The following is a 25341-nucleotide window of genomic DNA, read 5'->3' as shown; positions in this document are numbered from 1 at the left end:
ATGGCCACAGGCGGCCGCTTGTGGCGGCTGGTTGGGGCTGATCGGTATGGAAACAGCTACTGACTGATAAATAAAAACGATTTAAGGTATTTCAGACATAAGCTCAGCTTGTTACTGGAGACGTCATGGCGGTTTCCCACGCTCAACTCAAGGCCTTTCATGCCGTGGCCGTGCACGGGAGCTTCACCCGCGCCGCAGAAAAACTGTTCCTGAGCCAACCGGCGGTGTCCGACCAGGTGCGCAAACTCGAAGAACGCTTTGGCGTGTTGCTGTTTCATCGCAACAAGCGCTCGGTGCACCTGACCGACCTGGGTGAACGCCTGCTGGGTATCAGCCAGCGCCTGTTCGCCTGCGAAGCCGAGGCCCACGAGCTGCTGCAAGACTCCCGCGCCCTGCAAACCGGCAGCCTGGTCCTGGCCGTGGATGCGCCTGTCCACGTGCTGCCGCAGATCGCCCGCTTCTGCCAGCGCTATCCAGGCATCCAGGTAAAGGTCGAGACTGGCAACACCGATGAATCCCTCGCCCGCCTGTTCAGTTACCAGGCGGACCTGGCGCTGCTGGGGCGCGATGTCGACGACGAGCGCCTGCACTGCGTGCCATTGCGACGCGACCCGATGGTGGCCTTCGTCTCCCATCAGCACCCATGGGCCAGTCGCGGGTCGATCAGCCTGGCCGACCTGGACGACACACCGCTGGTGCTTCGCGAACCGGGCTCGGTAACCCGGCAAACGCTTGAAGAAGAAATGCAACGTGCCGGCCTGCGCATACGCCCGGCGATTCAGGTCGAGGGCCGGGAGGCCGCGCGTGAGGCGGTGGTGGTGGGAATTGGCGTGGGGGTGGTCTCGGCAGCCGAGTTCGGCGCCGACGCCCGTGTATGCGCGCTGCCTATCGTCGATTGCCAGCGGCACCTGACCGAAACCCTGGTGTGCTTGAGCGAACAACGCACACGGCGGGTGGTGGCGACTTTTCTACAGATGGTCCAGGAGGCAATGTGACCTGTACCGTACGCGACTCATTTCAGCCTTGGTAAACAGAGGGATCTACCCATGACCTTGCACATTCAGACGCCCCTGATCGAATCCCGGCCCATGTCCATCGCAGCCGGTCGAGCGGTGTGGCTCAAGCTCGATGCACTGCAGCCCTGCGGTTCGTTCAAGTTACGCGGGGTCGGCCACGCCTGCGAGACGCATCATGCGCGTGGAGCCCGGCACTTCGTGTCGTCCTCCGGTGGCAACGCTGGCCTGGCCGTGGCCTATGCCGGTCGCCAGTTGGGCGTCCCGGTCACGGTGGTGGTGCCCGAAACCACCACTGAACGCGCCAAGGAGCTGCTGCGCCTCGAGAACGCCGAGGTGGTGGTGCACGGCAGTTCCTGGCAGGAGGCCAACGAACTGGCGCAGACCTTGGTCGGGCCGAACGATGCCTTCATCCACCCCTTCGACGACCCATTGCTGTGGACCGGCCATGCCAGCCTGGTGGACGAGCTGGCCCAGGCCGGTTTCAAACCCGATGCGGTGGTGCTCTCGGTTGGCGGCGGAGGCTTGCTCAGCGGCGTGGTCGAAGGCCTGCAGCGCAACGGCTGGGACGATGTACCGGTGCTGGCGGTGGAAACCGAAGGTGCAGCTTCGCTGCACGCGGCCATGCAGGCCGGCCAGTCCATCGAACTGGCGCGCATCACGTCGGTCGCCACCTCGCTGGGCGCCAAACGGGTGGCCGATCAAGCGTTGACCTGCGTGCGCACGCACCCGGTCCAGAGCCACCTGGTCAGCGACCGCGCCGCACTACAGGCTTGCGAGCGGTTCCTGCTCGATCATCGGGTACTGGTCGAGCCAGCCTGCGGCGCAGCCTTGGCCCTGGCCTACGACCCGCAGGCACTGGAGCAATACCGCCAGGTGCTGGTGGTGGTCTGTGGTGGCGCCACGGCGACCCTGGCGCAGATTCAGACCTGGTTGGCGGCGGCGCAGTAGATCCCCCCTGCTGGCAGGTACGGCGCAGGTCGTCGATCGGGTTCCCGCCAGCCACCGAACGCGGCGATTAGGATAGTCATATTCGTCTGTTCAACTGCCTTGCGCGAAGGACGGATGGCGCATCGATTACCGTCAGCCACATAACTCTGACGAAATGCGTCTTCCGCCCTTTCGATATACGGCAAGTGAAGGCACAATGCGTGTCCTTTTTTTGGCCGGCCTGGCCGGGGGCCTTTAAATGATCAAGACGCCGTACTACCTCATCGATAAAACCAAGCTGCTGGGCAACATGGAGAAGATCGCCTACGTGCGCGAACACTCCGGTGCCAAGGCCCTCCTCGCCCTCAAGTGCTTCGCCACCTGGTCGGTATTCGACCTGATGCAACAGTACATGGACGGCACCACTTCCTCGTCGCTGTACGAGCTCAAGCTCGGCCGCCAGAAATTCGCTGGCGAAACCCATGCCTACAGCGTGGCGTGGGCCGACGATGAAATCGAGGAAATGCTCGAGAACTGCGACAAGATCATCTTCAACTCCATCGGCCAGCTGCAACGCTTCGCCGAGCAGTCCGAAGGCAAGGTTCGCGGCCTTCGCGTCAACCCGCAGGTGAGCAGCTCCGACTACCTGCTGGCCGACCCGGCCCGCCCGTTCAGCCGCCTGGGCGAATGGGACCCGGCCAAGATCGAGCAGGTCATCGAGCAGATCTCCGGCTTCATGTTCCACAACAACTGCGAGAACGGCGACTTCAGCCTGTTCGACAAGATGCTCTCGCACATCGAGGAACGCTTCGGCCACCTGCTGCACAAGGTCGAGTGGGTCAGCCTCGGTGGCGGCATTCACTTCACCGGCGAAGACTATGCTCTGGATGCCTTCTGCGCGCGCCTGAAAGCCTTCTCGGAAAAGTACGGCGTGCAGGTTTACCTCGAGCCGGGCGAAGCTGCCATCACCCAGAGCGCGTCGCTCGAAGTGACCGTGCTCGACACCCTTTACAATGGCAAGCACCTGGCTGTGGTCGACAGCTCCATCGAAGCGCACATGCTCGATCTGCTGATCTACCGCCTCAATGCCAAGATGGCCCCTAACGAGGGCGAACACACCTACATGGTCTGCGGCAAGTCGTGCCTGGCCGGTGACATCTTCGGCGAGTACCAATTCGATCGACCGCTGGCCATCGGCGATCGCCTGTCGTTCATCGACGCGGCGGGTTACACCATGGTCAAGAAAAACTGGTTCAACGGTCTGAAAATGCCAGCCATCGTGGTCAAGCAACTCGACGGCAGCGTCGAAGTTGTCCGCGAGTTCGGTTTCGAAGACTACGTTTCCAGCCTGTCGTAAGACGGGCTTTCAGTAAGGAGCAAGGGATAAATTGAAGAAGAACGTTCTTATCATTGGTGCAGGAGGTGTCGCCAAGGTGGTGGCCCACAAGTGCGCGCAGCATAACGACGAACTCGGTCGTATTGCCATTGCGTCGCGGAACATCTCCAAATGCCAGGCCATCATCGACAGCGTAAAGGCCAAGGGTAGCCTCAAGGTACCCGCCGACATCCAGGCCTTCTCGCTCAATGCTCTCGATGTCGAGGCGACCAAAGCGCTGATCCGCGAAACCGAATCGCAGATCGTGATCAACGTTGGTTCCGCCTTCCTCAACATGTCGGTGCTGCGTGCCTGCATCGATACCGGTGTCGCCTACCTGGACACCGCCATTCACGAAGAACCGGGCAAGATCTGCGAGACGCCGCCCTGGTACGGCAACTACGAGTGGAAACACCTCGAAGAGTGCCAACAAAAGAACATTACCGCCATTCTTGGTGTCGGCTTCGACCCGGGTGTGGTGAACAGCTACGCGAAACTCGCGCAGCAACAGTATTTCGACAGCATTGAGTCGATCGACATTCTCGACGTCAATGCCGGTTCCCACGGCAAGTACTTCGCTACCAACTTCGACCCGGAAATCAACTTCCGCGAATTCACAGGTCAGGTTTGGAGCTGGCAGAACAGCCAGTGGACCAGCAACACCATGTTCGAGGTCAAGCGTACCGACGACCTGCCGGTGGTAGGTTCGCAGAACCTGTACCTGACCGGTCATGACGAAGTTCATTCGATCTCCAAGAACCTCAACGTACCGAACGTGCGTTTCTGGATGAGCTTCGGCGAGCACTACATCAACGTGTTCACCGTGCTGAAGAACCTGGGCCTGCTCTCCGAGCAACCGGTCAAGACCGCCGAAGGCCTGGAAGTGGTACCGCTGAAGGTGGTCAAGGCCGTGCTGCCTGATCCGGCCTCCCTGGCCCCGGGCTACACCGGCAAGACCTGCATCGGTGACCTGGTCAAGGGCACCAAGGATGGCCAGCCCCGCGAAGTGTTCATCTACAACGTCGCGGACCACGAAGAAGCCTACGCCGAAACCGACAGCCAGGGCATTTCCTACACCGCTGGCGTACCGCCAGTGGCCGCTGCCCTGCTGGTCGCACGCGGCGAGTGGGATGCCAAGCGCATGGTCAACGTCGAGGAGCTGCCAGCCGAGCCGTTCCTCAAGGCGCTGGACGTCATGGGCCTGCCAACCCGCGTGAAAGACGAAAAAGGCGACCGTCCTTGGGACGCTGAAGCCTAAGCAACAAGACAGAAGGGGCGCCGAGATGGCGCCCCTTCTGCTTTGGCCGCATCCCTGACAAGCCAGCGCCTGCTACTTGCGCGCCTCCAGGATCAGGTTGAAGGGCGTTTGCGTCGCGCGCCGGAACCGGGTGAATCCCGCTTCCTCGAACACCGCCCGCAAACGCGCCTCCCCGGCCTGGGCGCCAAGCCCCAACCCGACTTCCTGCGAAAGCGAATTCGGTGTGCAGATAAACGTCGAGGCCGCGTAGAAGAGCCGCCCCACCGGCGTCAGATTGCCATCCAGCGAGTCCTCGGCATAAGGCTCCACCAACATTACCGTGCCATCTGCCTTGAGCGCACGGTAGGCATGCCGCGCCGCCCCGACCGGGTCGCCCATGTCATGCAGACAGTCGAAAAAACACACCAGGTCATGATCATGACCTGGGTAATCCTTGGCAGAAGCCTTTTGGAAACTGACGCGTTCAGTCAGCCCAGCCTCGCGTGCACGTTCGCTGGCCGTGGCGATAGAAGGCGCGTGGTAGTCGTAACCGGTAAAGGTCGAGGCTGGAAACGCCTCGGCCATGACCAGGGTCGACGCCCCATGACCGCATCCCACGTCCGCGACCTTCGCCCCGGCCTGCAGCTTGGCCACCACGCCCTCCAGCGCTGGCAACCAGTCAGCCACCAGGAAGGTCCGATAGCCCGGCCGGAAGAAGCGTTCGGTACCGCTGAACATGCACGGGTGATGATCGCCCCAGGCCAGGCCTCCACCACCGCGCATGGCTGCCACCAGCTTGTCCTTGTCATGGAACAGGGCGGCGATCACCGACGCGCCCCCTGCCATGTAGGCGGGGGAGTCTTCCAGCGCCAGGGCCATGGCCTGCTCTTCGGGTAGCACGAAGCTGCCCTTTTCATGAACGACGTAGCCGGCGGCCGACTGGGCATTCAGCCACTCACGCACCAACCGTGGGTGGCAACCGGTCTTGGCCGCAAGTGCCTCGGGGGTGACGGGTTGGCTGTCAGCCATGGCTCGGTACAGCCCCAGCTCATCGCCGAGAATGACATTGGCCAGCGTCGCCGCCGCGCCCATGTCGCCGACCAGCTTGCCCATGAAATCGTGAAGCCTTGCCTCGTCCATGACCAGCCCTCCTCTGCAAGAAGGCCACCGTCAACGAGGGCAGTCCTGTCCGGAGGGCGGTGGTCGGATGGATGAAACGTTCTGCAAGCGAACCACGCATAAGTTTAGTTCAAACCGCAGAGCGAACCCTGGTCGGCGCAGGGTCGCCCGCGATCACGGAAACCGCCTTGGCAACCACAAGGCTGTCATTGCCGGCGGCTTGCCAGCTTCTCCAGCAACGCCTTGGCCAGCGCCTTGTCCGAGAAGGGGTTCTGCCCAGTGATCAATTCACGGTCCACCACCACGTTCGGCTGCCATGCCGGGGCGTAGGTCATGTTACCGCCGGCTCCAGCCATTGCCTTGGCCGGATAGAACAGCAGCCGGTCATCCTTGAGCGAGCCTTCGAACACCTGCTCTTCCGGGTCGGAGAAAATGGTCATCTTGTAACCCTGGTACACCCAGTCAGTGGCTGCTGGCTTCTCACCACGGGCCAGTGCGGCCTGGTAACTGGCCGGGTCTTTCTGAGCCGAGAGCAGCGCAATAGGGCCATGGCAGATGGCAGCGGTCGGCTTGCCCGCCTGGTGGAAGTGGTTCAGCAAAGCGCCGACCTCAGGGTTGTTCGCCAGGTCGATCAGCGGCGCATGGCCACCTGGAATGAACAGCCCCGCATAACGGTCCAGGTCACCGGCCAGTACTTCCTTCACCGAAAGCGTGTCACCAATGTCCGGCAGCCCCTGCACAACCGTCTGAATGCGCTGCATCTCGGCAGCATCGCCGCCGAAATACTGGGGGTCGACCGAACGCTGGTCAACCCTCGGCGCGTTGCCCTTGGGCGTGACCAGGACCAGTGTGTAGCCAGCCTTGAGCAACTGGTCCGCAGGTACACCGAACTCGTTGAGGTAGTAGCCGGTGGCATAGCTTGTACCGCCCTGCAGCGGCAGCTGGTTCTCGCTGGACAGCAGCACCAGCACTTCCCCCTTGGGGGCGGCACTGACCGTGCCGGCAAGCAGCGCGCCGGCCACGGCCAACGCTAGAGTGGATGTCTTTTTCATGCAACGATCTCCGGATCAAGCGAAAAGTGGGCCCATGCTACCCGGCGCGCTATGATTCGATTATTCGAAAGCCTTCATGCCTGCGATTCGTAAAATGAATATCACCCGCAAGGATCTGAACCTGCTGCACCTGTTCCACGTGCTCTATCAGGAACGCAATGCCACCCTTGCCGCCGAGCGCATGGCCCTGAGCCAACCCGCACTCAGCCACAAGCTCAACAAACTGCGACACCAGTTTGGCGACCCATTGTTCGTCCGCGCGCCGCGGGGGATGACCCCGACGCCTCGGGCCCACGAACTGGCGCCCGAGGTACAGCGTTTGGTGGAAGGGCTGGAGGCGTTCTACGAGCGCTGCGATGGCCAGGACTTCCTCTCCCGCCCTGCCCGCCTGCACCTGTACAGCACCGATTACATCGAGCAGACCTTGTTACCGAAACTGCTGCCGGTTTTGCGCGAGCAGGCGCCGAACCTGGTGCTGGTCACCCATAACACGCGGGGTCAGCTACCCCGCGACGCATTGGAAAAAGGCAGTTGCGACCTGGCCATCGCCGGCTTTTACACCGACCTTCCAGATACCTTTCACCAACAGCGTCTGCTCAGCGAGGACTTCGTCGTGCTCGCCTGGAAACACAATCCACATCTGGCCCAAGGCCTGGACCTGGATACATTCCTGCGCTGCGATCACCTGTTGACCACCCTCACGGGCGATCTCGATGGCCTGGTGGATCGGGCCTTGCACGCCCAAGGGCACCGCCGCAAGGTGGTTGCGGGCCTTTCGAGTTTCCTGGCGCCGGCCAGGTTGGTGCGGGGTACCGACCTGCTGCTCACTTGCCTTCGCTCGGTGGCAGAGGACGCCACCGAGCGTGATCAGGACCTGTGTCATCACCCGCTGCCGCTGAAGCTTGCGCAGGTGGAAGTGATGCAGATCTGGCACCAACGAACCCACGCAGACCCGATGCGCAGCTGGTTCCGCCAACAGGTGTGGGCCGCGGCGCAATCCTGATCCCAAGGTCTAGCGGTCGCCGAAGCGAGTCGGGTGCCGCGCGCAGGTGCTTGCAATCCGGGCACACTCAAAATACTGTATGAATAATCAGTATTGCGAGACGACGCCATGCAACTCATCGCCAAGCTCGGCATCCTTGCCGATGCCGCCAAGTACGATGCCTCCTGCGCCAGCAGCGGTGCGCCCAAGCGTAATTCGCGCGGTGGCGATGGCCTGGGTGCAACCAATGGCATGGGCATCTGCCACAGCTTCACCCCGGATGGGCGTTGCGTCTCGCTGCTCAAGGTGCTGCTGACCAACTTTTGCCTGTACGACTGCCAGTACTGCGTCAATCGTCGATCCAGCAACGTTCCCAGGGCCCGTTTCACCCCCGAGGAGGTGGTTCGCCTGACCCTGGACTTCTACCGGCGCAACTGCATCAGCGGGCTGTTCCTGAGTTCCGGCATCATCCGTTCGGCCGACTACACCATGGAGCAGTTGATCCGCGTAGCCCGCCTGCTGCGGGAAACCCACCAGTTCCGCGGTTACATCCACCTCAAGACCATTCCCGACGCCGACCCCTTGCTGATCGAGGAAGCTGGGCGCCTGGCCGACCGCTTGAGTGTCAATATCGAGCTGCCCACCGACGCCAGCCTCAAGCGCCTGGCGCCGGAGAAACGCGCGCACACCATTCGCCAGGCAATGGGCGTGATCCATCGCGGCCAACAGGCTGTGGCCAACGAACCCAAGGCACCGCGCTTCACCCCGGCCGGGCAAAGCACCCAGGTGATCGTCGGGGCCGACTCGACCGACGACAGCACCCTGCTGCGCAACGCCGAATCGCTCTACCAGGGCTACGGGCTAAAGCGTGTGTACTACTCGGCGTTCAGCCCCATCCCGGACAGCCCCAACAGCGTGCCGCTGGCCGCGCCGCCGCTCCTGCGCGAGCATCGTCTGTACCAGGCTGACTTCCTGCTTCGAGGTTACGGCTACAAGGCAGGCGAGCTGTTGGGCCCGAACGCCAACCTGGCGTTGGACATTGACCCGAAGCTGGCGTGGGCACTGGCCAACCGCGATGTGTTTCCACTGGATGTGAATCGCGCAGAACCCGCCCTGCTGGCACGTATTCCGGGCATTGGCTTGCGCAGTGTGCAACGCCTGGTGGCACTTCGCCGCGAGCGACGCATCCGCTACGATGACCTGATCCAGCTGCGTTGCGTGCTGGACAAGGCGCGCCCGTTCATCGTCACCAGCGATTACCGGCCCGCGCAGGCCGAGTTGCGCAGCGGCCTGCTGCGGGCCCGTCTGCGTGAGTCCCAGGCTCCGGTACAGATGGGGTTGTGGGGATGATCGCGCTCGACTGCGACAACCACTTCGCCACCTGGCGCGGCCAGGCCCGGACACTGCTTGGCCACGGCATCGACCCGGCCGAGGTGACCTGGTCCCAGGGTCCGATGGACGACTTACTGGCGGTGCCAACACCATTGCCCGAAGGCCCCGGTCCCTTTCGCGCACGGGTTCCGCCGGAATTGCTGAACCAACTCGAACGGGCGGCTCGCTACCGAGGCGAGCAACGCTGGAACCTGCTCTACGAAGTGCTCTGGCGCGTGGCCCATGGCGACCGCACAGCCATGCTCGCCGGTGACCGCCTGGGCAGCGAACTGCACCGTCGTATCAAGCAGGTCAACCGCGAAGCACACCACCTGCATGCCTTCCTGCGCTTCGTGCCATTGCCCGAAGCGCTTGCCCATGAGCTGCAACTGGATCTGGTGGCTTACCATGAGCCGGCACATGACATCCTGGAAAGCGCCAGCGCGCATTTTGCCGATCGTCTGGGTCGCCAACGCTGGATGATCGCCACGCCTCAGGACGGCATTCGTTTCGACGGTCAGCATTTCGACTACCAACGCTGCTGCCCATCGACCTGGCAGCAGTGGGCACGCCATGCCAACGATCCGGATGCCGAGCTGTGGCGCACCTATTATCGTCACACCTTCAACCCTGCCCGCCTGAACCCCGAAGCCTTGCGCCTGCACATGCCAGGGCGGTTCTGGCGCCACCTGCCCGAAGGGATGCTGATTCCACAGCTGGAAGGCCTGGCGCGCCAAGGCAAGCAGCGCGACGGCCAGGCGTTGGAAGTGGCGGAACAACGGGGCAAAAAGATCAGCCACGCCGCCGGCAAATGACATTGATCAGCCGAACAACCGCCCCAGGCAGGCAAGTTTCTTCTTGTACGAACGCCGGGCCTGTAGAGCCTCCTCAAGGCTAACGGCCAGGAATCTTGCCTGCTGGTTCGGCTGCATCTGCCCGATGTGGTCGAGGTCGGCGCTGATCACCGTGCCGATCATGGCATACCCGCCACCCGACACCGCGTCGCGGTGCAGAATGATCGGCTCAAGCCCTGCCGGCACCTGAATCGAGCCAATGGGGTAGCAACTGTCGACGATGTTCGAAGGGTCCGACCCGGCGCCGAAGGGTTGCTCACGGGGCTGGAAGCTCAACGCGCTTGCGCCTTTGTAGCGATAGCCGATGCGGTCGGCCTCCGAGCCCACCGTCCAGGCTTCGGTGAAAAAGCTCTTGGCAGCCGCTTCGGTCAAACGGTGGAAATACAACCCGGGCACTACCCTCAGCACCACCTCCCCACCTAGCGATTGACGCAGCGCCATTGGCAAGCTCGCACCTGCCCGCGTCTTTCCAGTGCTCACACCCACCGGCAGCACATCGCCGGCCATCAGCTTGCGGCCGTGCAATCCTCCAAGCGCCCCCAGTGCGTAGGTCGATCGGCTACCAAGCACCTCGGGCACTTGAATACCACCGGCCACTGCCAGATAGGCACGGGCGCCCGCCGAGGGAAAGCCGAAGCGCAGCACTTGTCCGGCGCGGACCGCAAACGCCGTGTCCGGTGGCTGTTGACGACCGTCCAGGAGCACCGGCATCTGTGCACCGCACACCGCCACCAAGGCATCGTGCTGAAACTCCAGTTCCGGCCCCACCAGCGCGCATTCGAGTGCCGCCGCACCCGCCGGATTGCCCACCAGGTGGTTGGCCGCGCACAGGGCATACTGGTCCAGAGCGCCGGAAGGCGGGATACCCAAATGATAATAACCCTCGCGGCCAAGGTCCTGAACCGATGTGGCCAAGCCAGGTTTGAGCACCTTGATCATGCCAGTACCTCCTGAAGCGATTTCGGGTAGCCCACCGGGTCGGCCAGGAAGGCATCGAGGTCAAAGTCCACGGGGCGTATGCGCAGGTTGAAACGTCCCTCTTCCACATCGGATACGGCCTGGTCGTAGCTGGCCCGGTCGATGGGCTTGAACTGCACGATATCGCCCGGACGGAAGAACACCATGTGCTCCTTGAGGTAGGGCAGACGCTGCTGCGGATCATAGATCGGTGCTGGGGTCACGCCGAACATCTGGTATCCCCCTGCTCCGCGCACCGAGTAGATGCAACCGAAACAACCGCCATGTCCAAGGGTCAGCTTGGGTGTGTCGGTGCGCGGACGCAGGTATTTGGGCACTTGCAACTGCCGTTCTCGCTCGACCATCTGGAACATGAACGGCAAGCCTGCGACGAAACCGACCATGGACACGAACCACGGCGCACCACTGTGCGCGGCAATGAACGCTTGAACATCGGCCAGGCCGTTGATTCGCGCCGCATACTCCAGATCGGTGCTGTCCGGCTCCTGATGGCGGTCACGAAAGCGCATCAGGGTTTCATGGGTCCAGGGGTCGTTGTACAACACCGGAATCTCGATGATGCGCGTCTGCAGCGAGCGCTCGGCTACCGCTTCGGACTCGGCGCCACGTACCGCCTCCAACAGGTCCTGCGGGGCGATACGGTCCGGGTCGAAGCGGATCTGGAACGAGGCATTGGCCAGGCACACATCCAGTACGCCGTCCAGCGCCAGGCGCTCCACTGCACGTGTCACGGCCATACCTTTGAAAAAGGCTTCCAGCGACATGCTGTCGCTGACCTCGGCGAACAAGTGCTCGTCGGCACCAAAGCTGTAGCGAATCGGGGAAGTTGCAAGCGGCTCGGCCATCTCTGTTCCTTTTTGGAGTCTTTATACAAAGGCAGGCGAATTCGAATCATGCGGAGGCCCAGGCTTGTCTGCGCCGGGTGCCTGTGACAGGCCTCAGCGCGGTGCGCGCACCCTGATGCCCGCCCCATTCAACGCCTTGCGTGTGGCCTCGACCAGGTCAAGAGCGCCAGGCGTATCGCTGTGCAGGCAAATGGAATCGAAACTTATCGCCAGGTCCTGGCCTTCGACCGTACGCACTACCCGCTCCTGGCAAGCGCGCAGAACCCGTTCGGCAACCCGCTGGGGTTCGTAGCCGCGTACATGACGGGTGAACACAATGGAGCCACTCAAGTCGTATTCGCGGTCGGCATAGAACTCACGGACCACCGGCTGCCCCATCTCCTGGGCGACACGGCAGATCACCGAACCAGGCATGCAGTAAAGCAACAGCTCAGGCTCGACCACCCGCAGGTTTTCCACCAGCAGACGTGCGGCTTCTTCGTCACGGGCCAGGTGCATGTACAGCGCGCCGTGGGGTTTGATGTGCTGCAATGACACGCCCTGGGCACGGGCAATTTCACGTAGCGCACCCAGTTGGTAGAGCATGTCGTCGACCAGTTCCTGGGCTGGCGCATTGATGTGGCGACGCCCGAAACCGACGAGATCACGAAAACCTGGATGGGCACCCACCGCCACGCCCAACGCCTTGGCCCGCGCCACGGTACGGCGCATGGTGCCGGGGTCGCCTGCATGGAAACCGGTGGCGACGTTGGCCGAACTGATGTAGGCCATCAGCTCGTCGTCGACACCATCACCGATGGTCCAGGGACCGAACCCCTCACCCATGTCAGAGTTGAAATCCACTGCGTGCATACCCTGGCTCCTGATACTTGTGACTGCATGCCAGCCACGTTAGATTTTCCTCACCCCCTTGGGAAGATTTATAAACAGATGGGGTGTCTTCTGAAAAACAGATACGACAGGAGCATGCTGTGTCACTGACCCTGCGCCAGGTCCGTTACTTCGTCGCAACCGCCGAAATCGGCCAGATTTCCCAGGCTGCGATCCACCTGAACATTTCCCAGTCGGCAGTGACCACCGCCATCAAGGAGCTGGAGGCGATGCTCGGTGCGCTGTTGTTTCAGCGCTCGGCCCAGGGCATGACCTTGACCGAGGCCGGCCGGCACTTTCTCAACCGCGCCTATGTGATCTTGCGCAGCGTCGATGACGCGCTCAACAGCCCGCTGCCCGACCTGCGCGCCAGCGGGGTGCTGCGTCTGGCAGCCAGTTACACAGTGCTGGGCTACTTCCTGCCGCACCACCTGCAACGGCTTGAGCATTGGCATCCGGATGTGAGCCTTCAGGTGCAAGAGCAAGAACGCAGCACCATCGAACAAGGCCTGCTGGAGGGCGACTTCGACATGGCCGTGGTGCTGACCGCCAACCTGACGCACCCGGATATCGTTTCCGAGACGCTGTTCAACTCCGAGCGTCGACTGTGGCTTCCCAGCCATCACCCGCTGTGCGAACGCTCATCGGTGAGCCTGGCCGACGTGGCCCGCGAGCCTTACATACAGCTGACCGTGGATGAGGCGGAACAAGCCACCTTACGATACTGGGAGCAGGCCGGTCAGCGACCACGTGTGCGCGTGCGCACCAGTTCGGTCGAAGCGGTGCGCAGCATGGTGGCCAACGGCAGTGGCGTGGCGATCCTCTCCGATCTGGTGCACCGCCCCTGGTCGTTGGAGGGCAAGCGGATCGAGACCGTCACCATCAGCGACCCTGTCACACCCATGAGCGTGGGGCTGGCCTGGCACCGCGAACGGGCATTCAGCCCAGCGATGCAGGCCGTGCGCACCTACTTCCACGGAGCGTTTCTGGCGCCGCAGCAATTGTCGGCGCGGCGTTGATGGACAGACACTTTACCTAGCCACATGCCAGCCCGCTGTCGGAGCGGGTTTACCCGCGCAGGATCGGCGTCCACAACCCCCATCACGAAAGCCAAGCGCTTGCATTTACCGGCCCACGGGCATAGCGTTCGAGAGTTCAGCATTCCCTGTGCCCAGGAGCTCCCCATGTACACCGGCATCGTCCAGGCCGTCCGCCCTCTACTTGATGTAACCCGCTACCCAGGTCACAACCAGTTCACCATCGACCTCACCGCCGAGCTGCTCGATGAGCTGAAGATCGGCGCCAGCGTCAGCGTAGAAGGTACCTGCCTGTCAGTCACCGAAATCAACGGCAGTCAGGTGAAGTTCGACGCCATGACCGCCACCCTCGAACGTACCAACCTGCGCTTCTTCAGCGCAGGCCAAGGCGTGAACATAGAACGCTCGGCGAAGATGAACGCCGAAGTCGGTGGGCACCTGATGGCCGGCCACATCGCCACCACTGCAGAGATTGTCGAGCTGTCGATCAAGGAGACCGGGGCCTTCATCAAGTTCCGCATGCCGCCGGAATGGGCCAAATACGTATTTGCGCGCGGATTCCTCGGCGTCAATGGTTGCAGCTTGACTGTCGCCGACGTTGAAGAAAACGTCGTCACCATCAACCTGATTCCCGAAACCCTGCGCCAGACCACCTTCGCCCGCTACCAGAACGGTGACCTGATCAATATCGAGGTGGACCACCAGACCATGGTCCTGGTGGATGTGGTCGAGCGCACCCTGAAGGGCACCTTGGCCCGCGAAAACCTGCTGCGCTGAGACCACCGCTATGTTGCCCAATGCCCTGCCCTCGCGCAGCGCCAAACGCCTGAGGCTGCAGAGATTGCGTGGTCGGGTAGGTCTTGGCCTGGTCGCCAGTCTATCGGTACTGGCGGGTATGACCGATGCCATTGGCCTGTTGGCGCTAGGCGATTTCGTCTCGTTCATGAGTGGCAACACCACCCGCCTGGCAGTGGCCATCAGCCAGGCGGACCTGGCCCTGGTGCTGCGCCTGAGCGCCGCCATTCTCAGCTTCGTGCTTGGTAATGCGCTGGGGATAGTGCTGGCCCGCGGTTTCAGGCAACGAGCCTGGCCTGTGCTGGTGGTGGTCGCAGCCCTGCTTGCCCTGGCGGCCTCCTGGCCAACGGTCACGAGTTGGCTACCCCTGATCGCGGCGATCCTGGCCATGGGCATGATCAATGCCGTGGTCGAACAAGTGAATGGGCTGCCGATCGGCCTGACCTACGTGACCGGAGCGCTGTCCCGGTTCGGTCGCGGCTTTGGCCGCTGGCTAATGGGTGAACGTCGCGACGGCTGGCGTGTGCAACTGGTGCCGTGGAGCGGCATGCTGCTGGGTGCCGCGCTGGGCGGCTGGTTGCAACATCACCTCGGCCTGCAGGCACTGGTGGGCAGTTGCGCCCTGGCGTGCCTGCTGGCCCTGGTGGCGCGGTTCATTCCGCGCTCATGGCAACGGGGCTACATGCCCCGCTGAGCCCGGGTCGCGTGTCTCAGATGCCTTCGCGGGCCAGATCCATGGCGAAGTAGGTGAGGATCAGGTCCGCGCCGGCACGCTTGATCGCGCCAATGCTTTCACGCACCACGCGCCCTTCATCGATGGCGCCAGCCAGGCCGCCGAACTTGATCATCGCGTACTCGCCGCTGACCTGGTAGGCCGCCAGCGGCAGGCGCGAGGCTGCGCGGATGTCGGCGATCACATCCAGGTAGGCGCCGGCTGGCTTGACCATCAGCACGTCAGCGCCTTCCTGCTCGTCGAGCAATGATTCGCGCACGGCTTCGCGACGGTTCATCGGGTTCATCTGGTAGCTCTTGCGGTCGCCCTTGAGTGCGGTGCCACCGGCCTCGCGGAACGGGCCATAGAGCGACGAGGCGAACTTGGTCGAGTAGGCCATGATGGCGGTGTCATGGAAGCCGGCGCCATCGAGGGCGGAGCGAATCGCCTGGACCTGGCCGTCCATCGCCGCCGAAGGGGCGATGAAGTCGGCGCCCGCGGCAGCGGCCACCACCGCCTGCTTGCCGAGGTTGGCCAGGGTCGCATCGTTGTCCACGCCATGGTCATGCAACACGCCGCAATGGCCGTGACTGGTGTATTCACAGAAACAGGTGTCGGACATCACCACCATCTCCGGCACGGTGTCCTTGCAGATTCGCGCCATGCGCGCGACCAAGCCGTTTTCGTTCCAGGTGTCGCTGCCGGTTTCGTCCAGGTGGTGGGAAACACCGAAAGTCATTACCGACTTGATACCGGCACGGGCATAACGCTCGATTTCCTCGGCGAGTCGTTTCTCCGGGATGCGGTTGACCCCAGGCATGCTGGTGATCGGGACGAAGTCATCGATGCCCTCTTCGACGAAGATCGGCAGGATCAGGTCTTCGAGGCGGAACTCCGTCTCCTGGAACAGGGTACGCAGGGACTCGTTCTGGCGCAGACGACGAGGGCGAACAACAGGGAAACGGCTGGACATGGAAGCTCCAAGAAATTTGACGACCTACACCATAAGCCTGTCGTGCGTGACTGAAAAGCCAAAATATCGAGATTGTCCCGTGCGCGCCGGGCAATAACGATTATTCAGTGCTGGCGCGGGCGCGACAAAATGTCACCCACCTGAAAAAGCCTGTTCAGGGCTCATCAAATAGTTATAAGATAACGTTTCACTTGATAATGATTCCTGCCTGCGACCCCCCATGACAAGCGCCATAGCCACGCCTACCCAACTCACCCAGCGCCTGCACAGCATCGATGCCCTGCGCGGCCTGGTGATCGTGTTCATGTTGCTGGACCACGTCCGCGAAACCTTCTTCCTGCACCGCCAGGTAGGCGACCCGATGGACATCGACACCACCGAGCCCTCGCTGTTCGTCAGTCGTACCCTCGCCCATCTGTGCGCCCCGGTGTTCGTCCTGCTCACTGGCCTTTCGGCCTGGCTGTACGGCGAAAAGCACAAGGGCCGCAGCGATGTGTCGGCATTTCTGTTCAAGCGCGGGCTGTTCCTGGTGGCACTGGAGTTCACCCTGGTCAACTTCGCCTGGACCTTCCAACTGCCGCCCACCGTCATCTACTTGCAGGTGATCTGGGCCATTGGCGTGAGCATGATTGCCCTGTCTGTGCTGGTGTGGCTGCCGCGTCCGCTGATGCTCGCCGTGGGCGCTGTCATCGTGGCCGGGCACAACCTGCTCGACGGCCTGCACTTCGAGCCGGGATCGGCTCTGCATGTCCCGTGGGCCATCTTGCATGATCGTGGTTGGTTGACGCTCTCCGACGGCCTGCGCCTACGCACGTCCTACCCGGTGTTGCCATGGATTGGCGTCATCGCCCTGGGCTATGGCATGGGTCCATGGTTCGCCCGCGGCAGCGACGCAGGCCAACGCCAGCATCGTCTGCTGATGGCCGGCGTGATCGCCCTGCTGGGCTTCGTCGTGCTGCGCATGATCAATGGCTATGGCGAGGCGCCCTGGAGCGGTTACCCAACCTTGACGCAGACGGCGATGAGCTTCTTCAACATCACCAAGTACCCTCCTTCACTGCTGTTCCTGGCCCTGACCCTGGGGGGCGGCCTCGTGCTGCTGCGCGTCTTCGAACGTGCCGGCCAGGCTCGCTGGATCAGGGCCTTGGCCGTGTTTGGCGCAGCCCCCATGTTCTTTTACTTGTTGCACCTTTACGTCCTGAAGCTGTTGTACCTGGCCTGCGTCGCCCTGTTCGGGCTGAACCAGGGCCAGTATTTTGGCTTCGACGGGATCGGTGCAGTGTGGCTGGTCGCCGTGCTGCTGGCGGTGGCGCTGTACCTGCCGGTGCGGGCATTCGGCCGCTTGAAGGCGCGTCGCCGCGACATCAGCTGGCTGAAGTACTTCTGATATGACGTTTTCACCCGGCGGCCGAATGGTCTACCATGCGGCCCGCCGGTTTCCACCACGGAATTAATAGGGAATCCAGGGCCAGCTTTCACTGGCCAATCGGAACTGCCCCCGCAACTGTAGGTGCCGAGCCTGCTCCAACCAAGCCACTGGGTCTGCCGATCCGGGAAGGCCGGAGCCGGGCAAGGACGCACCAGTCAGGAGACCTGCCGGCCTACATTCACCAACCGGCGGGGTGTCCGGGATGGCCATCTCCACCCGTTCCCGGGTGCAGCCCCACGCCGTGCGCATGGGGCTTGGCGATGCCTGTCCGTGCGTTCATGCCGTGAACTGTCCGATAGGAGATCGCCCCCACATGCTGCTGCGCTTCACCACCCTGCTTGCAGGCCTGAGCCTCGCCGGCCTGGCCCAGGCCGCTACCACCCACTACCCGCTCACCGTCGACAACTGTGGCCGGCCCCAGACCTTCGCCCAGGCCCCCGAGCGCGCCGTCACCATCGGCCAGGCGGCGACCGAGATCCTCTATGCCCTTGGGCTGGGCGACAAAGTGGCCGGCACTTCGCTGTGGTTCAACAATGTGCTGCCCGAGTACAAGGCGGTGAACGACAAGGTCGAGCGGCTGGCCGACAACGACCCCAGTTTCGAAGCCGTGGTGGGCAAGCGCCCACGGTTGGTGGCGGTGCAATTCGAGTGGATGGTCGGCGCCCAGGGCGTCGTGGCAACCCGCGAGCAGTTCGATGAGCTGAAGATTCCTACGTACCTGCTGCCATCGGACTGCGAAGGCAAGGACAACCTGGTCGGAGCCGACGGTACCCGTCTACAAGCTTTCCAGGTCCAGAGCATCTACAAAAGCGTCAGCCAACTGGCCGAGATCTTCGACGTGCAGGACCGCGGCGCGGCATTGAACGCCGATCTCAAGGCAAGCCTGGACAGTGCCAGAAAGCACGTTGCAGGCAAGGACCTCTCCAACACCAGCGCATTGTTCTGGTTCTCCAGCGCCGACTTCCAGATAGACCCTTATGTGGCTGGTCGCCAAGGGGTGGCTGACTTCATGCTGCGCACCCTCGGTGTGCGCAATGTGGTCGAGTCCAACGAGGAATGGCCGACCGTGGGCTGGGAAACGCTGGCCAAGGCCAATCCAACCTGGCTGATCATTGCCCGCATGGACCGCCGCCGCTTCCCCGCCGACGACTACCAGAAAAAACTCGACTTCCTGCACAACGACCCGGTCACCCGCAACATGGACGCGGTGAAGAACAACCGCATCATCATCCTCGATGCAGATGCCATGCAGGCCGGCATCCGTCTGTTCCGTGGCCTGCAGACTTTGTCTGCCGCCTTCGCCAGCGGCAATGCGGCGCCGTGATGAAGCGTTTGTTGATTTATAGCGTCCTGTCGGCAATGGCCCTGCTCGCCGCCGTCCTGGCCGGCACCGTCATCGGAGAGGCCAACGTATCGTCCAGCGTGGTTTACCAAGTGCTGGCCAACCACCTGTGGCAGGCTGGTTACCCGGTCGACCCGATCGATGCGGGCATCGTCTGGAACTACCGTCTGACCCGCACCCTGGTGGCTGCCGCCTGCGGTGCCGGGCTGGCGACCTGCGGGGTGATTCTCCAGGCATTGCTGCGCAACCCGCTGGCCGAGCCTTACTTGCTGGGCCTCTCGGCAGGCGCTTCGACCGGTGCGGTGCTGGTGGGCTTGCTGGGGTTCGGTGGCATGGCACTGAGCATGTCAGCAGGTGCGTTCCTCGGTGCACTCGCTGCCTTCGCGCTGGTATTGGTGCTGGCCCGCACCAGCGGCTCCACTGGCAACAGCGCCCAGGTCATCCTCGCAGGCATTGCTGGCTCGCAACTGTTCAATGCACTGACTGCCTTCCTGATCACCAAGTCGGCCACCGCCGAGCAGGCGCGTGGCATCCTGTTCTGGCTGTTGGGCAACCTCAGTGGCGTGCGCTGGCCATCGGTGTGGCTGGCACTTCCAGTGGCGCTGGCCGGCCTGGTGGTGTGCCTGTGGCACCGCCGCACGCTGGATGCCTTTACTTTCGGAGTCGACTCGGCAGCGTCGCTGGGTATTGCCGTGCGTCGCACCCAGTTGCTGCTGATCAGTTGCGCTGCATTGGTGACAGCGGTGATGGTGTCGATCGTCGGGGCCATCGGTTTTGTCGGTTTAGTGATTCCCCACGCCCTGCGCTTGCTGCTCGGCCCTGGCCATAGCCACCTGCTGCCGGCCAGCGCCCTGGGCGGCGCCTTGTTCCTGATCGCCGCCGATGTACTGTCACGCACGCTGATTGCGGGCCAAGTGATACCGGTTGGCGTGGTCACCGCATTGATCGGCGCGCCTGTGTTCGCGCTGATCCTGGTCAGCCGTCGGGGGCGCCCATGACCCTCATGATCAATGCGCCCATCGCCCCACTCGCCTGTCAGGGCCTGAGCCTCGAATTGTCGGGCAATCTCGTGCTCCGCGATATCGACCTCACCTTGGTCACCGGCGAAACGCTGGGGATCGTCGGCCCGAATGGTTCGGGTAAATCGTCTTTGCTCAAAGTGCTGGCCGGGCTACGCGCGCCGGCCAGCGGCAGTGTCCAGTTGCTCGGTAACGCCTTGGCGCGGCTTCCCCGACGGCGTATCGCCCAGACTCTGGCGCTGGTCGAACAGCAGGCCGACACCCTCGACGCCATCAGCGTGTTCGACGCCGTGGCCCTGGGGCGCACGCCATGGTTATCGGCCCTGTCGCCGTTCTCCAGCCACGACCGCGCCATCGTCGAGCAAGCCTTGGTCGACCTCGACGCCGAGCACCTGCGCACCCGCATCTGGAACTCACTGTCCGGGGGCGAGCGCCAACGGGTGCACATCGCCCGCGCCCTGGCCCAAAGCCCTCAGGTGCTGCTGCTCGACGAGCCGACCAACCATCTGGATATCCAGCATCAGCTCAGCCTGCTACGCCAGGTTCAGGCGCTACCGATCACCACCCTGATCGCCCTGCACGACCTGAACCAGGCGCTCACCTGTGACCGTGTCGCCATGCTGGACAAAGGCCGCCTGGTCGCCCTGGGCAAACCGCAGGACGTGCTGACGCCGGAGCGTCTGCTGAGCACCTTCGGCGTGCAGGCGCACTACCTCACCGACCCCTTCGATGGCGCGCGCATCCTGCGTTTTCGCGCCCCTTGAACCTGGAAGTTCCCACCATGCCGTTGCGTCCTTTCGCCCTACTGCTCGTCAGCACCGTTTTCACCCACGCCGCCCAGGCCGAGGTGCATGAAGTGAAAATGCTCAATCGCGGCGCCGAGGGGTCGATGGTGTACGAGCCGGATTATCTGCGCATTGCGCCAGGCGACACGGTTCGCTTCCTGCCTAGCCAAAGCGGGCACAACGCCGCCAGCGTTCCAGGGCTGCTGCCTGCCGGGGCCGAGGCATTCATGAGCAGGCTCAACCAGCCCTTCGAGCACAGCTTCACGGTGCCCGGTACATATGGCGTCCAGTGCATTCCCCACGTGGCCATGGGCATGGTGATGTTGATTCAAGTGGGTGACGCCCAGGCCACGCCAATCCCAGGAAACCTGCCGACCCGCGCCAAAGACCGCTTCGCCGCACAGTTGAGCAAACTCGAGGCCGCACGATGAGCCGCTTGCTGCTGGCGCTGCCGCTGCTGGGCATCACCCCATTCACGATGGCCGACTCCACGCAGTCGCAAAGCAACGGCTTCGTCGAGGACAGCACCTGGGGCCTGCTCAATCGCAGCGTATTCGACCAGCGCGACTACAAGCATGGGGGCCGCAACGGCAGCGCGCGTAATGCCTACAAGCCGCGTGACGAACGCAACGGCCTTGCCGAAGAGTGGGCCTACGGTTTGATGGGCACCTTCACCTCAGGATTTACCCAAGGCGTTATCGGCGTGGGTGTCGATGCACACGCCTACCTTGGCCTGCAATTGGACAGCGGCGGAGGACGCGCCGGCAAGGCACGCTTGCTCAGCCTGGACAACGATGGCCACCCCAAATCCGAGTACAGCCGGGGCGGTGCTGCGCTCAAGCTGCGTGTTTCCAATACCGTGCTGTCCTATGGCGAACAGCGCGTGAAGACGCCGGTATTCAGTTCCTCCGACAGCCGCCTGTTGCCTGAGACGGCCACCGGACTCTTCCTCACCAGCAACCCGTTCGACTCACTCAAGCTGGTGGCCGGCCATTTCAACGAGAACACCGACCGCAACGCGTCGAGCCACGACCAAGGCTTCGTGGTCAACTATTCCAACGGCCGGCAAGGCAACGGTTTCGACCTGGCAGGCGTGGTGTGGAACCCCGGCGCCGCCTTCAGTGGCAGCCTGTACACCTCTCGCTATGAAGACAGCTGGAACCAGCACTACCTGGGCAGCACACTCACCCATGCCCTGGACGACCGTCGCAGCCTGAGCCTGGATCTCAACCTGTATCGCACCACCGATACCGGCAAGGCGCTATCCGGGCACATTGACAACACCACATGGAGCCTGGTCTGGCGTTACAACCAGGGCCCCCACGGCTTCAGCCTCGGCTGGCAGCAGGTGGACGGTAACACGCCGTTCGACTATGTCAGCCGTGGAGCGATCTACATCGCCAACGCCGTGCAGATGTCCGACTTCAACGCACCCAACGAAAGGTCCTGGCAGGCGCGCTATGACCTGAACATGGGCGCCTATGGGGTACCAGGGTTGAGCCTGACAGCTCTGTACGTCAGGGGGTTCGATATCGACGGATCGCATGTGGACCCCAACGGCGGTTATGCCTACCTGGGCTATGGCAAGGGCGGCAAGCATTGGGAGCGCGACCTTGAGGCGCGCTACGTGGTGCAGAGCGGCAAGGCCAAGGGCACTGCGTTTTCTGTGCGGCACAACGTGCACCGGGGCAATACCGCGCAAGCGGAACTGGACGGGAACCAGATCCGCCTGGCGGTGGAGTGGCCGCTGACAGGAGGATTCTGATCCTGCGCGCGGCCCGCTGCGCTTTCAGGTTGATGCCTGCAATCGCCACTGCGCCCTCTCCTGCGAGCTTATCGACGCCACGACATCAGCGAACGTTGCACTGAGCTGCGCACTGACATTGCCAAAAACCTGGTAGTGGGTCAGCACGTAACGCTTGACAGTCTTTGGCCAGCATCCTTCCTTATGCGCCGCATGGATGATGGCCTTGGCATCATCGCGCGTCGCCCGGCGCCAGGCCTTGAGCAAGCTGCTCTCGAAGTCTGCGAAGGTCCAGGCGTCTCTGCGGTCTTCGAAATGGTCCAGCAGCTTGAGCTTGTACAGGGCCAGGTGCGCCATGGGCATTGCTTCCTCGTCTTGATGATCGGACGGGAAGGTAAGGAACGCGGCGGGGGAATGAAATGAACGTGATGGCCCGCGCCGCAGCGCGGATGTAGGAGCCTTCCTAGTGTGGTGCTTCGCAAGTAACACTCATATTTTGGTCTAGGCTTTACAGCATCAGAAATGCCTCGGAGCCACGATATGAAAGCCGGCCGACCTGCTGCCCCGATTGAGCTGAGCGACGAAGAACACATCGAACTGCTTCGTCGCTCCCGATAGCGTAAAGGCTCTGCTGAATCTCGCATTCGCGCCGAAATCATCTTGGCGTGCGCTAGTGGAGAATCAGGCACCTCAATCGCCCACAGACTTGGCATCGGCGTACACACGGTCTCGCGTTGGCGAGTGCGATTCAGTCGGCTGCGGCTCGATGGTTTAAATGACGAACATCGCTCAGGCCGGCCTCGCAGCATAACCGATGAACAAGTACAGGCCGTGGTCAATCAGGCACTGCAGTCCAAACCCGAAGATGCCAGTCACTGGAGCACTCGCTCGATGAGTCAGGCAACCGGCATTTCTCCAGCCAGCGTCATGCGGATATGGCATGCCTTCGGCCTCAAGCCTCACCTTGAGAAGACCTTCTAACTTTCGACCGACCCTCTGTTCGTCGACAAGGTCCACGACATTGTTGGGCTCTACCTCAACCCTCCCGAAAAGGCCCTGGTGCTCTGCATCGCCGAGAAAAGCCAGATTCAGGCGCTGAACCGTACCCAGCCAGGCTTACCTCTTGCCCCCGGCAAACCCGTCACTCGCACCCACGACTACAAGCGCCACGGAACCACATCGTTGTTCGCGGCGCTGGATATCGCTACGGGTGAAGTCATCGGAAGATTGAAGCGCCGCCATCGAAGTACAGAGTTTCTCGCTTTCCTCAAAGAGGTGGACGCTAACGTACCCGAGGACATGCCTGTTCATCTGGTAATGGACAACTACGCGACACACAAGACTGACAACGTGAAAGTGTGGCTGGCAGCGCATCCGCGCTACCAAGTGCACTTCACACCTACTTCGGCATCCTGGTTGAATCTGGTGGAGCGCTTCTTCTCGACGCTGAGCGAAAAGTGGATCAAGCGCCAGGCACATACCAGCGTGAAGGATCTGGAAGAGTCCATTGAGTACTACCTTGCCACCCACAACGCCAACCCTCGACCCTTTCGCTGGCATCGAAAGGCCGATGACATCTTGGCAAGCGTCGGTCGTGCAGCCGAGGCGTTAGGCCGAAAAATATGAGTGTTACTTGCGAAACACCACACTAGGTTCGCCGCCATTGGTGCATATGGGTGGTGCGCCACAGCGGGTCATCCTCGACATCGACCACCTTGAATCCTTGCCGCTCCCAGAACGCAATCGCGCCAGGCAGGAAGGGATGGGTGTGCAGGTACAGGCAGTCGACACCTGCATTCATGGCCTGCTCGCGCAGTGCCGCGAACAGGGCGCCAGCCAGCCCATGCCTGCGGTACTCGGGCCGGACGAACAAGCGCACCACCTCGACCACGTGAGCACCTCGGTAGTCGAGCTGAGGGAAGCGATGGTCATACGGAAGATAGCCGATGGCTGCGACCAGCCGGCCCTGGTCGCGGGCCACGAGGAAACGACCAGCGCCATCGAGGTAGGTATCGCCGAAGTGGGCAAGGTCGTTGGGTAACGGCGCTTCGGCGAGCATGGGGAACAGATCACGGCGTGCCGCGTCGACGAACCTCACGACTTCTGCGATGGCGTCATGGCTGGGAGTATGGAGGGTCCAATGTGGCATGGTCGGCAGGTAGCGATGGCGAGTGCGACCTGAGTTGTACTTCAGTAAGGTCGGCGCCACAAGGCCTGCTTGCCCGTTCGGGCATTGCCCTGGCCGGCCAATTGCTGACGCACATTCGCTCTCGTCGCCGGCACATCGACATCGGTATAATTGCCCCATACATCGCGCCCAAGGCCAGTCCATGCCCCGCCTCCCCTCGCTCCTGCTTCCCCTGTTGCTCGCCGCTGCCCTCGTCGCTTGCGACCAAAAGCCCAGCCGCAACGAACAGATCCTGGCCAATTTGCCGCTGCAGGAGGCCTACGAGAACAATATCGACCGTATGGCGTCGCTGCTCACCCGCACCCACCCGGCGCTGGCCGAAACCACGATCAGGGAAGTGCTGCGCAAGCACCTTACCGTCGAGGACCAGCGCCAGGACCTGTACAAGCTCTACAGCGAGAAGAACTTCAGCGACACCGAGTTCAACACCATCGTCGAAGCCACCCGCGACCCGGCCAAGGCCAGGGCCTTGGAAGAGACCGAGGAAGGCCAGCGCCTCAGCCGCAAGCTGACCGCACTCATGCGTGAGTCTGCACGTGATGAAAAGGTGCAGGCATTGGCCAAACAGCGCATGCAACAAGTGGAAGACGAGCTGAGGTCGCTGGAAAAGGCCGGCGCTTGATGCCTCGGTACCTCACACCGTTCTTCTATAGCCGTGCAAACACATAACGAGTAAGGTTATTCCATTTTC

At 62.5% G+C, this 25341-nt stretch carries 25 protein-coding genes, 1 pseudogene and 1 riboswitch; of the genes and pseudogenes, 18 read left to right on the top strand and 8 right to left on the bottom strand.

Translation table 11 applies throughout. The features are described from left to right. The first annotated feature begins 125 nt into the window (after positions 1-125). The 4 genes from VXM67_RS12360 (at position 126) to VXM67_RS12345 (ending at position 4576) form a co-directional block, all read left to right on the top strand. Complete coding sequence (locus VXM67_RS12360) at positions 126-995, top strand: LysR substrate-binding domain-containing protein (protein ID WP_023380215.1); 870 nt, start codon at positions 126-128, stop codon at positions 993-995. 51 nt (positions 996-1046) lie between these two features. Continuing rightward, entirely contained in the window at positions 1047-1964 is a 918-nt protein-coding gene (locus tag VXM67_RS12355) for a pyridoxal-phosphate dependent enzyme (protein ID WP_023380214.1), read from the top strand. 238 nt (positions 1965-2202) lie between these two features. Next, a complete protein-coding gene (nspC, locus tag VXM67_RS12350) occupies positions 2203-3300 on the top strand; it encodes a carboxynorspermidine decarboxylase (protein WP_023380213.1) in 1098 nt (365 codons plus the stop codon). A 31-nt stretch (positions 3301-3331) separates the two neighbouring features. Beyond that, a complete protein-coding gene (locus tag VXM67_RS12345) occupies positions 3332-4576 on the top strand; it encodes a saccharopine dehydrogenase family protein (protein ID WP_023380212.1) in 1245 nt (414 codons plus the stop codon). 72 nt (positions 4577-4648) lie between these two features. Here the strand turns inward: VXM67_RS12345 and VXM67_RS12340 are convergent, their stop codons facing one another. Then, a complete protein-coding gene (locus VXM67_RS12340; protein WP_023380211.1) occupies positions 4649-5695 on the bottom strand; it encodes a class I SAM-dependent methyltransferase in 1047 nt (348 codons plus the stop codon). A gap of 185 nt (positions 5696-5880) precedes the next feature. Continuing rightward, entirely contained in the window at positions 5881-6726 is an 846-nt protein-coding gene (locus VXM67_RS12335) for a type 1 glutamine amidotransferase domain-containing protein (protein ID WP_023380210.1), read from the bottom strand. A gap of 94 nt (positions 6727-6820) precedes the next feature. On the opposite strand from VXM67_RS12335, the gene VXM67_RS12330 reads away from it, so the two are divergent. The 3 genes from VXM67_RS12330 to VXM67_RS12320 all read left to right on the top strand — a co-directional run bounded on the left by VXM67_RS12330 (position 6821) and on the right by VXM67_RS12320 (position 9894). Next, a complete protein-coding gene (locus tag VXM67_RS12330; RefSeq protein WP_027907181.1) occupies positions 6821-7729 on the top strand; it encodes a LysR family transcriptional regulator in 909 nt (302 codons plus the stop codon). A gap of 108 nt (positions 7730-7837) precedes the next feature. After that, positions 7838-9058: a putative DNA modification/repair radical SAM protein gene (locus VXM67_RS12325; RefSeq protein WP_023380208.1), complete on the top strand. Its 1221-nt coding sequence runs from the start codon at positions 7838-7840 to the stop codon at positions 9056-9058. Continuing rightward, complete coding sequence (locus tag VXM67_RS12320; RefSeq protein ID WP_027907180.1) at positions 9049-9894, top strand: TIGR03915 family putative DNA repair protein; 846 nt, start codon at positions 9049-9051, stop codon at positions 9892-9894. Before VXM67_RS12325 ends, VXM67_RS12320 begins: the two co-directional genes overlap by 10 nt. A 6-nt stretch (positions 9895-9900) precedes the next feature. Here the strand turns inward: VXM67_RS12320 and VXM67_RS12315 are convergent, their stop codons facing one another. From VXM67_RS12315 to VXM67_RS12305, 3 genes are all read right to left on the bottom strand, one after another. Next, a complete protein-coding gene (locus VXM67_RS12315) occupies positions 9901-10872 on the bottom strand; it encodes a biotin-dependent carboxyltransferase family protein (protein ID WP_023380204.1) in 972 nt (323 codons plus the stop codon). After that, positions 10869-11756, bottom strand: coding sequence for an allophanate hydrolase subunit 1 (locus VXM67_RS12310; RefSeq protein WP_023380202.1), 888 nt, complete (start codon positions 11754-11756; stop codon positions 10869-10871). The genes VXM67_RS12315 and VXM67_RS12310 overlap by 4 nt, the downstream gene beginning before the upstream one ends. Positions 11757-11849: 93 nt before the next feature. After that, on the bottom strand, positions 11850-12608 hold the full coding sequence (locus VXM67_RS12305) for a 5-oxoprolinase subunit PxpA (RefSeq protein ID WP_023380201.1): 759 nt from the start codon (positions 12606-12608) through the stop codon (positions 11850-11852). Positions 12609-12727: 119 nt separating this feature from the next. Between VXM67_RS12305 and VXM67_RS12300 the strand changes: the two genes are divergently transcribed. The 3 genes from VXM67_RS12300 to VXM67_RS12290 all read left to right on the top strand — a co-directional run bounded on the left by VXM67_RS12300 (position 12728) and on the right by VXM67_RS12290 (position 15152). After that, complete coding sequence (locus VXM67_RS12300) at positions 12728-13645, top strand: LysR family transcriptional regulator (protein WP_023380199.1); 918 nt, start codon at positions 12728-12730, stop codon at positions 13643-13645. A gap of 165 nt (positions 13646-13810) precedes the next feature. Further along, positions 13811-14440, top strand: coding sequence for a riboflavin synthase (locus VXM67_RS12295; RefSeq protein WP_023380198.1), 630 nt, complete (start codon positions 13811-13813; stop codon positions 14438-14440). A 10-nt stretch (positions 14441-14450) separates the two neighbouring features. Continuing rightward, entirely contained in the window at positions 14451-15152 is a 702-nt protein-coding gene (locus VXM67_RS12290; RefSeq protein ID WP_023380197.1) for a YoaK family protein, read from the top strand. Between the two features lie 16 nt (positions 15153-15168). Here the strand turns inward: VXM67_RS12290 and hemB are convergent, their stop codons facing one another. After that, complete coding sequence (gene hemB, locus VXM67_RS12285) at positions 15169-16143, bottom strand: porphobilinogen synthase (RefSeq protein ID WP_023380196.1); 975 nt, start codon at positions 16141-16143, stop codon at positions 15169-15171. 220 nt (positions 16144-16363) lie between these two features. On the opposite strand from hemB, the gene VXM67_RS12280 reads away from it, so the two are divergent. The 6 genes from VXM67_RS12280 to VXM67_RS12255 all read left to right on the top strand — a co-directional run bounded on the left by VXM67_RS12280 (position 16364) and on the right by VXM67_RS12255 (position 22483). After that, positions 16364-17530 carry a DUF1624 domain-containing protein gene (locus tag VXM67_RS12280; RefSeq protein WP_023380195.1) on the top strand — a complete coding sequence of 389 codons (1167 nt, stop codon included), beginning with the start codon at positions 16364-16366 and terminating at the stop codon, positions 17528-17530. A gap of 29 nt (positions 17531-17559) precedes the next feature. Continuing rightward, a riboswitch (cobalamin riboswitch) is annotated at positions 17560-17759 on the top strand. Between the two features lie 126 nt (positions 17760-17885). Further along, complete coding sequence (locus VXM67_RS12275; RefSeq protein ID WP_023380194.1) at positions 17886-18896, top strand: ABC transporter substrate-binding protein; 1011 nt, start codon at positions 17886-17888, stop codon at positions 18894-18896. Further along, positions 18896-19912: an iron chelate uptake ABC transporter family permease subunit gene (locus VXM67_RS12270; protein ID WP_023380192.1), complete on the top strand. Its 1017-nt coding sequence runs from the start codon at positions 18896-18898 to the stop codon at positions 19910-19912. Before VXM67_RS12275 ends, VXM67_RS12270 begins: the two co-directional genes overlap by 1 nt. Next, on the top strand, positions 19909-20697 hold the full coding sequence (locus tag VXM67_RS12265; protein WP_023380191.1) for an ABC transporter ATP-binding protein: 789 nt from the start codon (positions 19909-19911) through the stop codon (positions 20695-20697). The genes VXM67_RS12270 and VXM67_RS12265 overlap by 4 nt, the downstream gene beginning before the upstream one ends. A gap of 17 nt (positions 20698-20714) precedes the next feature. Continuing rightward, positions 20715-21149 carry a pseudoazurin gene (locus VXM67_RS12260; protein ID WP_023380190.1) on the top strand — a complete coding sequence of 145 codons (435 nt, stop codon included), beginning with the start codon at positions 20715-20717 and terminating at the stop codon, positions 21147-21149. Next, positions 21146-22483, top strand: coding sequence for an OprD family porin (locus VXM67_RS12255; protein ID WP_023380189.1), 1338 nt, complete (start codon positions 21146-21148; stop codon positions 22481-22483). Before VXM67_RS12260 ends, VXM67_RS12255 begins: the two co-directional genes overlap by 4 nt. A gap of 24 nt (positions 22484-22507) precedes the next feature. Here the strand turns inward: VXM67_RS12255 and VXM67_RS12250 are convergent, their stop codons facing one another. Beyond that, complete coding sequence (locus VXM67_RS12250) at positions 22508-22819, bottom strand: hypothetical protein (protein WP_023380188.1); 312 nt, start codon at positions 22817-22819, stop codon at positions 22508-22510. Positions 22820-23104: 285 nt separating this feature from the next. Between VXM67_RS12250 and VXM67_RS12245 the strand changes: the two are divergent. Further along, positions 23105-24088, top strand: a pseudogene (locus VXM67_RS12245) (IS630 family transposase). Between the two features lie 22 nt (positions 24089-24110). On the opposite strand, the gene VXM67_RS12240 reads toward VXM67_RS12245, so the two are convergent. Beyond that, positions 24111-24611 (bottom strand): GNAT family N-acetyltransferase, encoded by a 501-nt coding sequence (locus tag VXM67_RS12240; protein WP_027907178.1) that lies wholly within the window; start codon positions 24609-24611, stop codon positions 24111-24113. Between the two features lie 181 nt (positions 24612-24792). On the opposite strand from VXM67_RS12240, the gene VXM67_RS12235 reads away from it, so the two are divergent. Further along, the gene (locus VXM67_RS12235) at positions 24793-25272 is read left to right on the top strand and encodes a hypothetical protein (RefSeq protein WP_023380186.1); all 480 of its coding nucleotides are present in this window, start codon (positions 24793-24795) and stop codon (positions 25270-25272) included. Positions 25273-25341: the final 69 nt, after the last annotated feature.

The organism is Pseudomonas sp. Rh2 (assembly GCF_040762985.1).
In the GTDB taxonomy this organism is placed as follows: domain Bacteria; phylum Pseudomonadota; class Gammaproteobacteria; order Pseudomonadales; family Pseudomonadaceae; genus Aquipseudomonas; species Aquipseudomonas taiwanensis.
The sequence above is the reverse complement of the archived record's forward strand: the minus strand, read 5'-3'. Positions and strand labels throughout refer to the sequence as shown.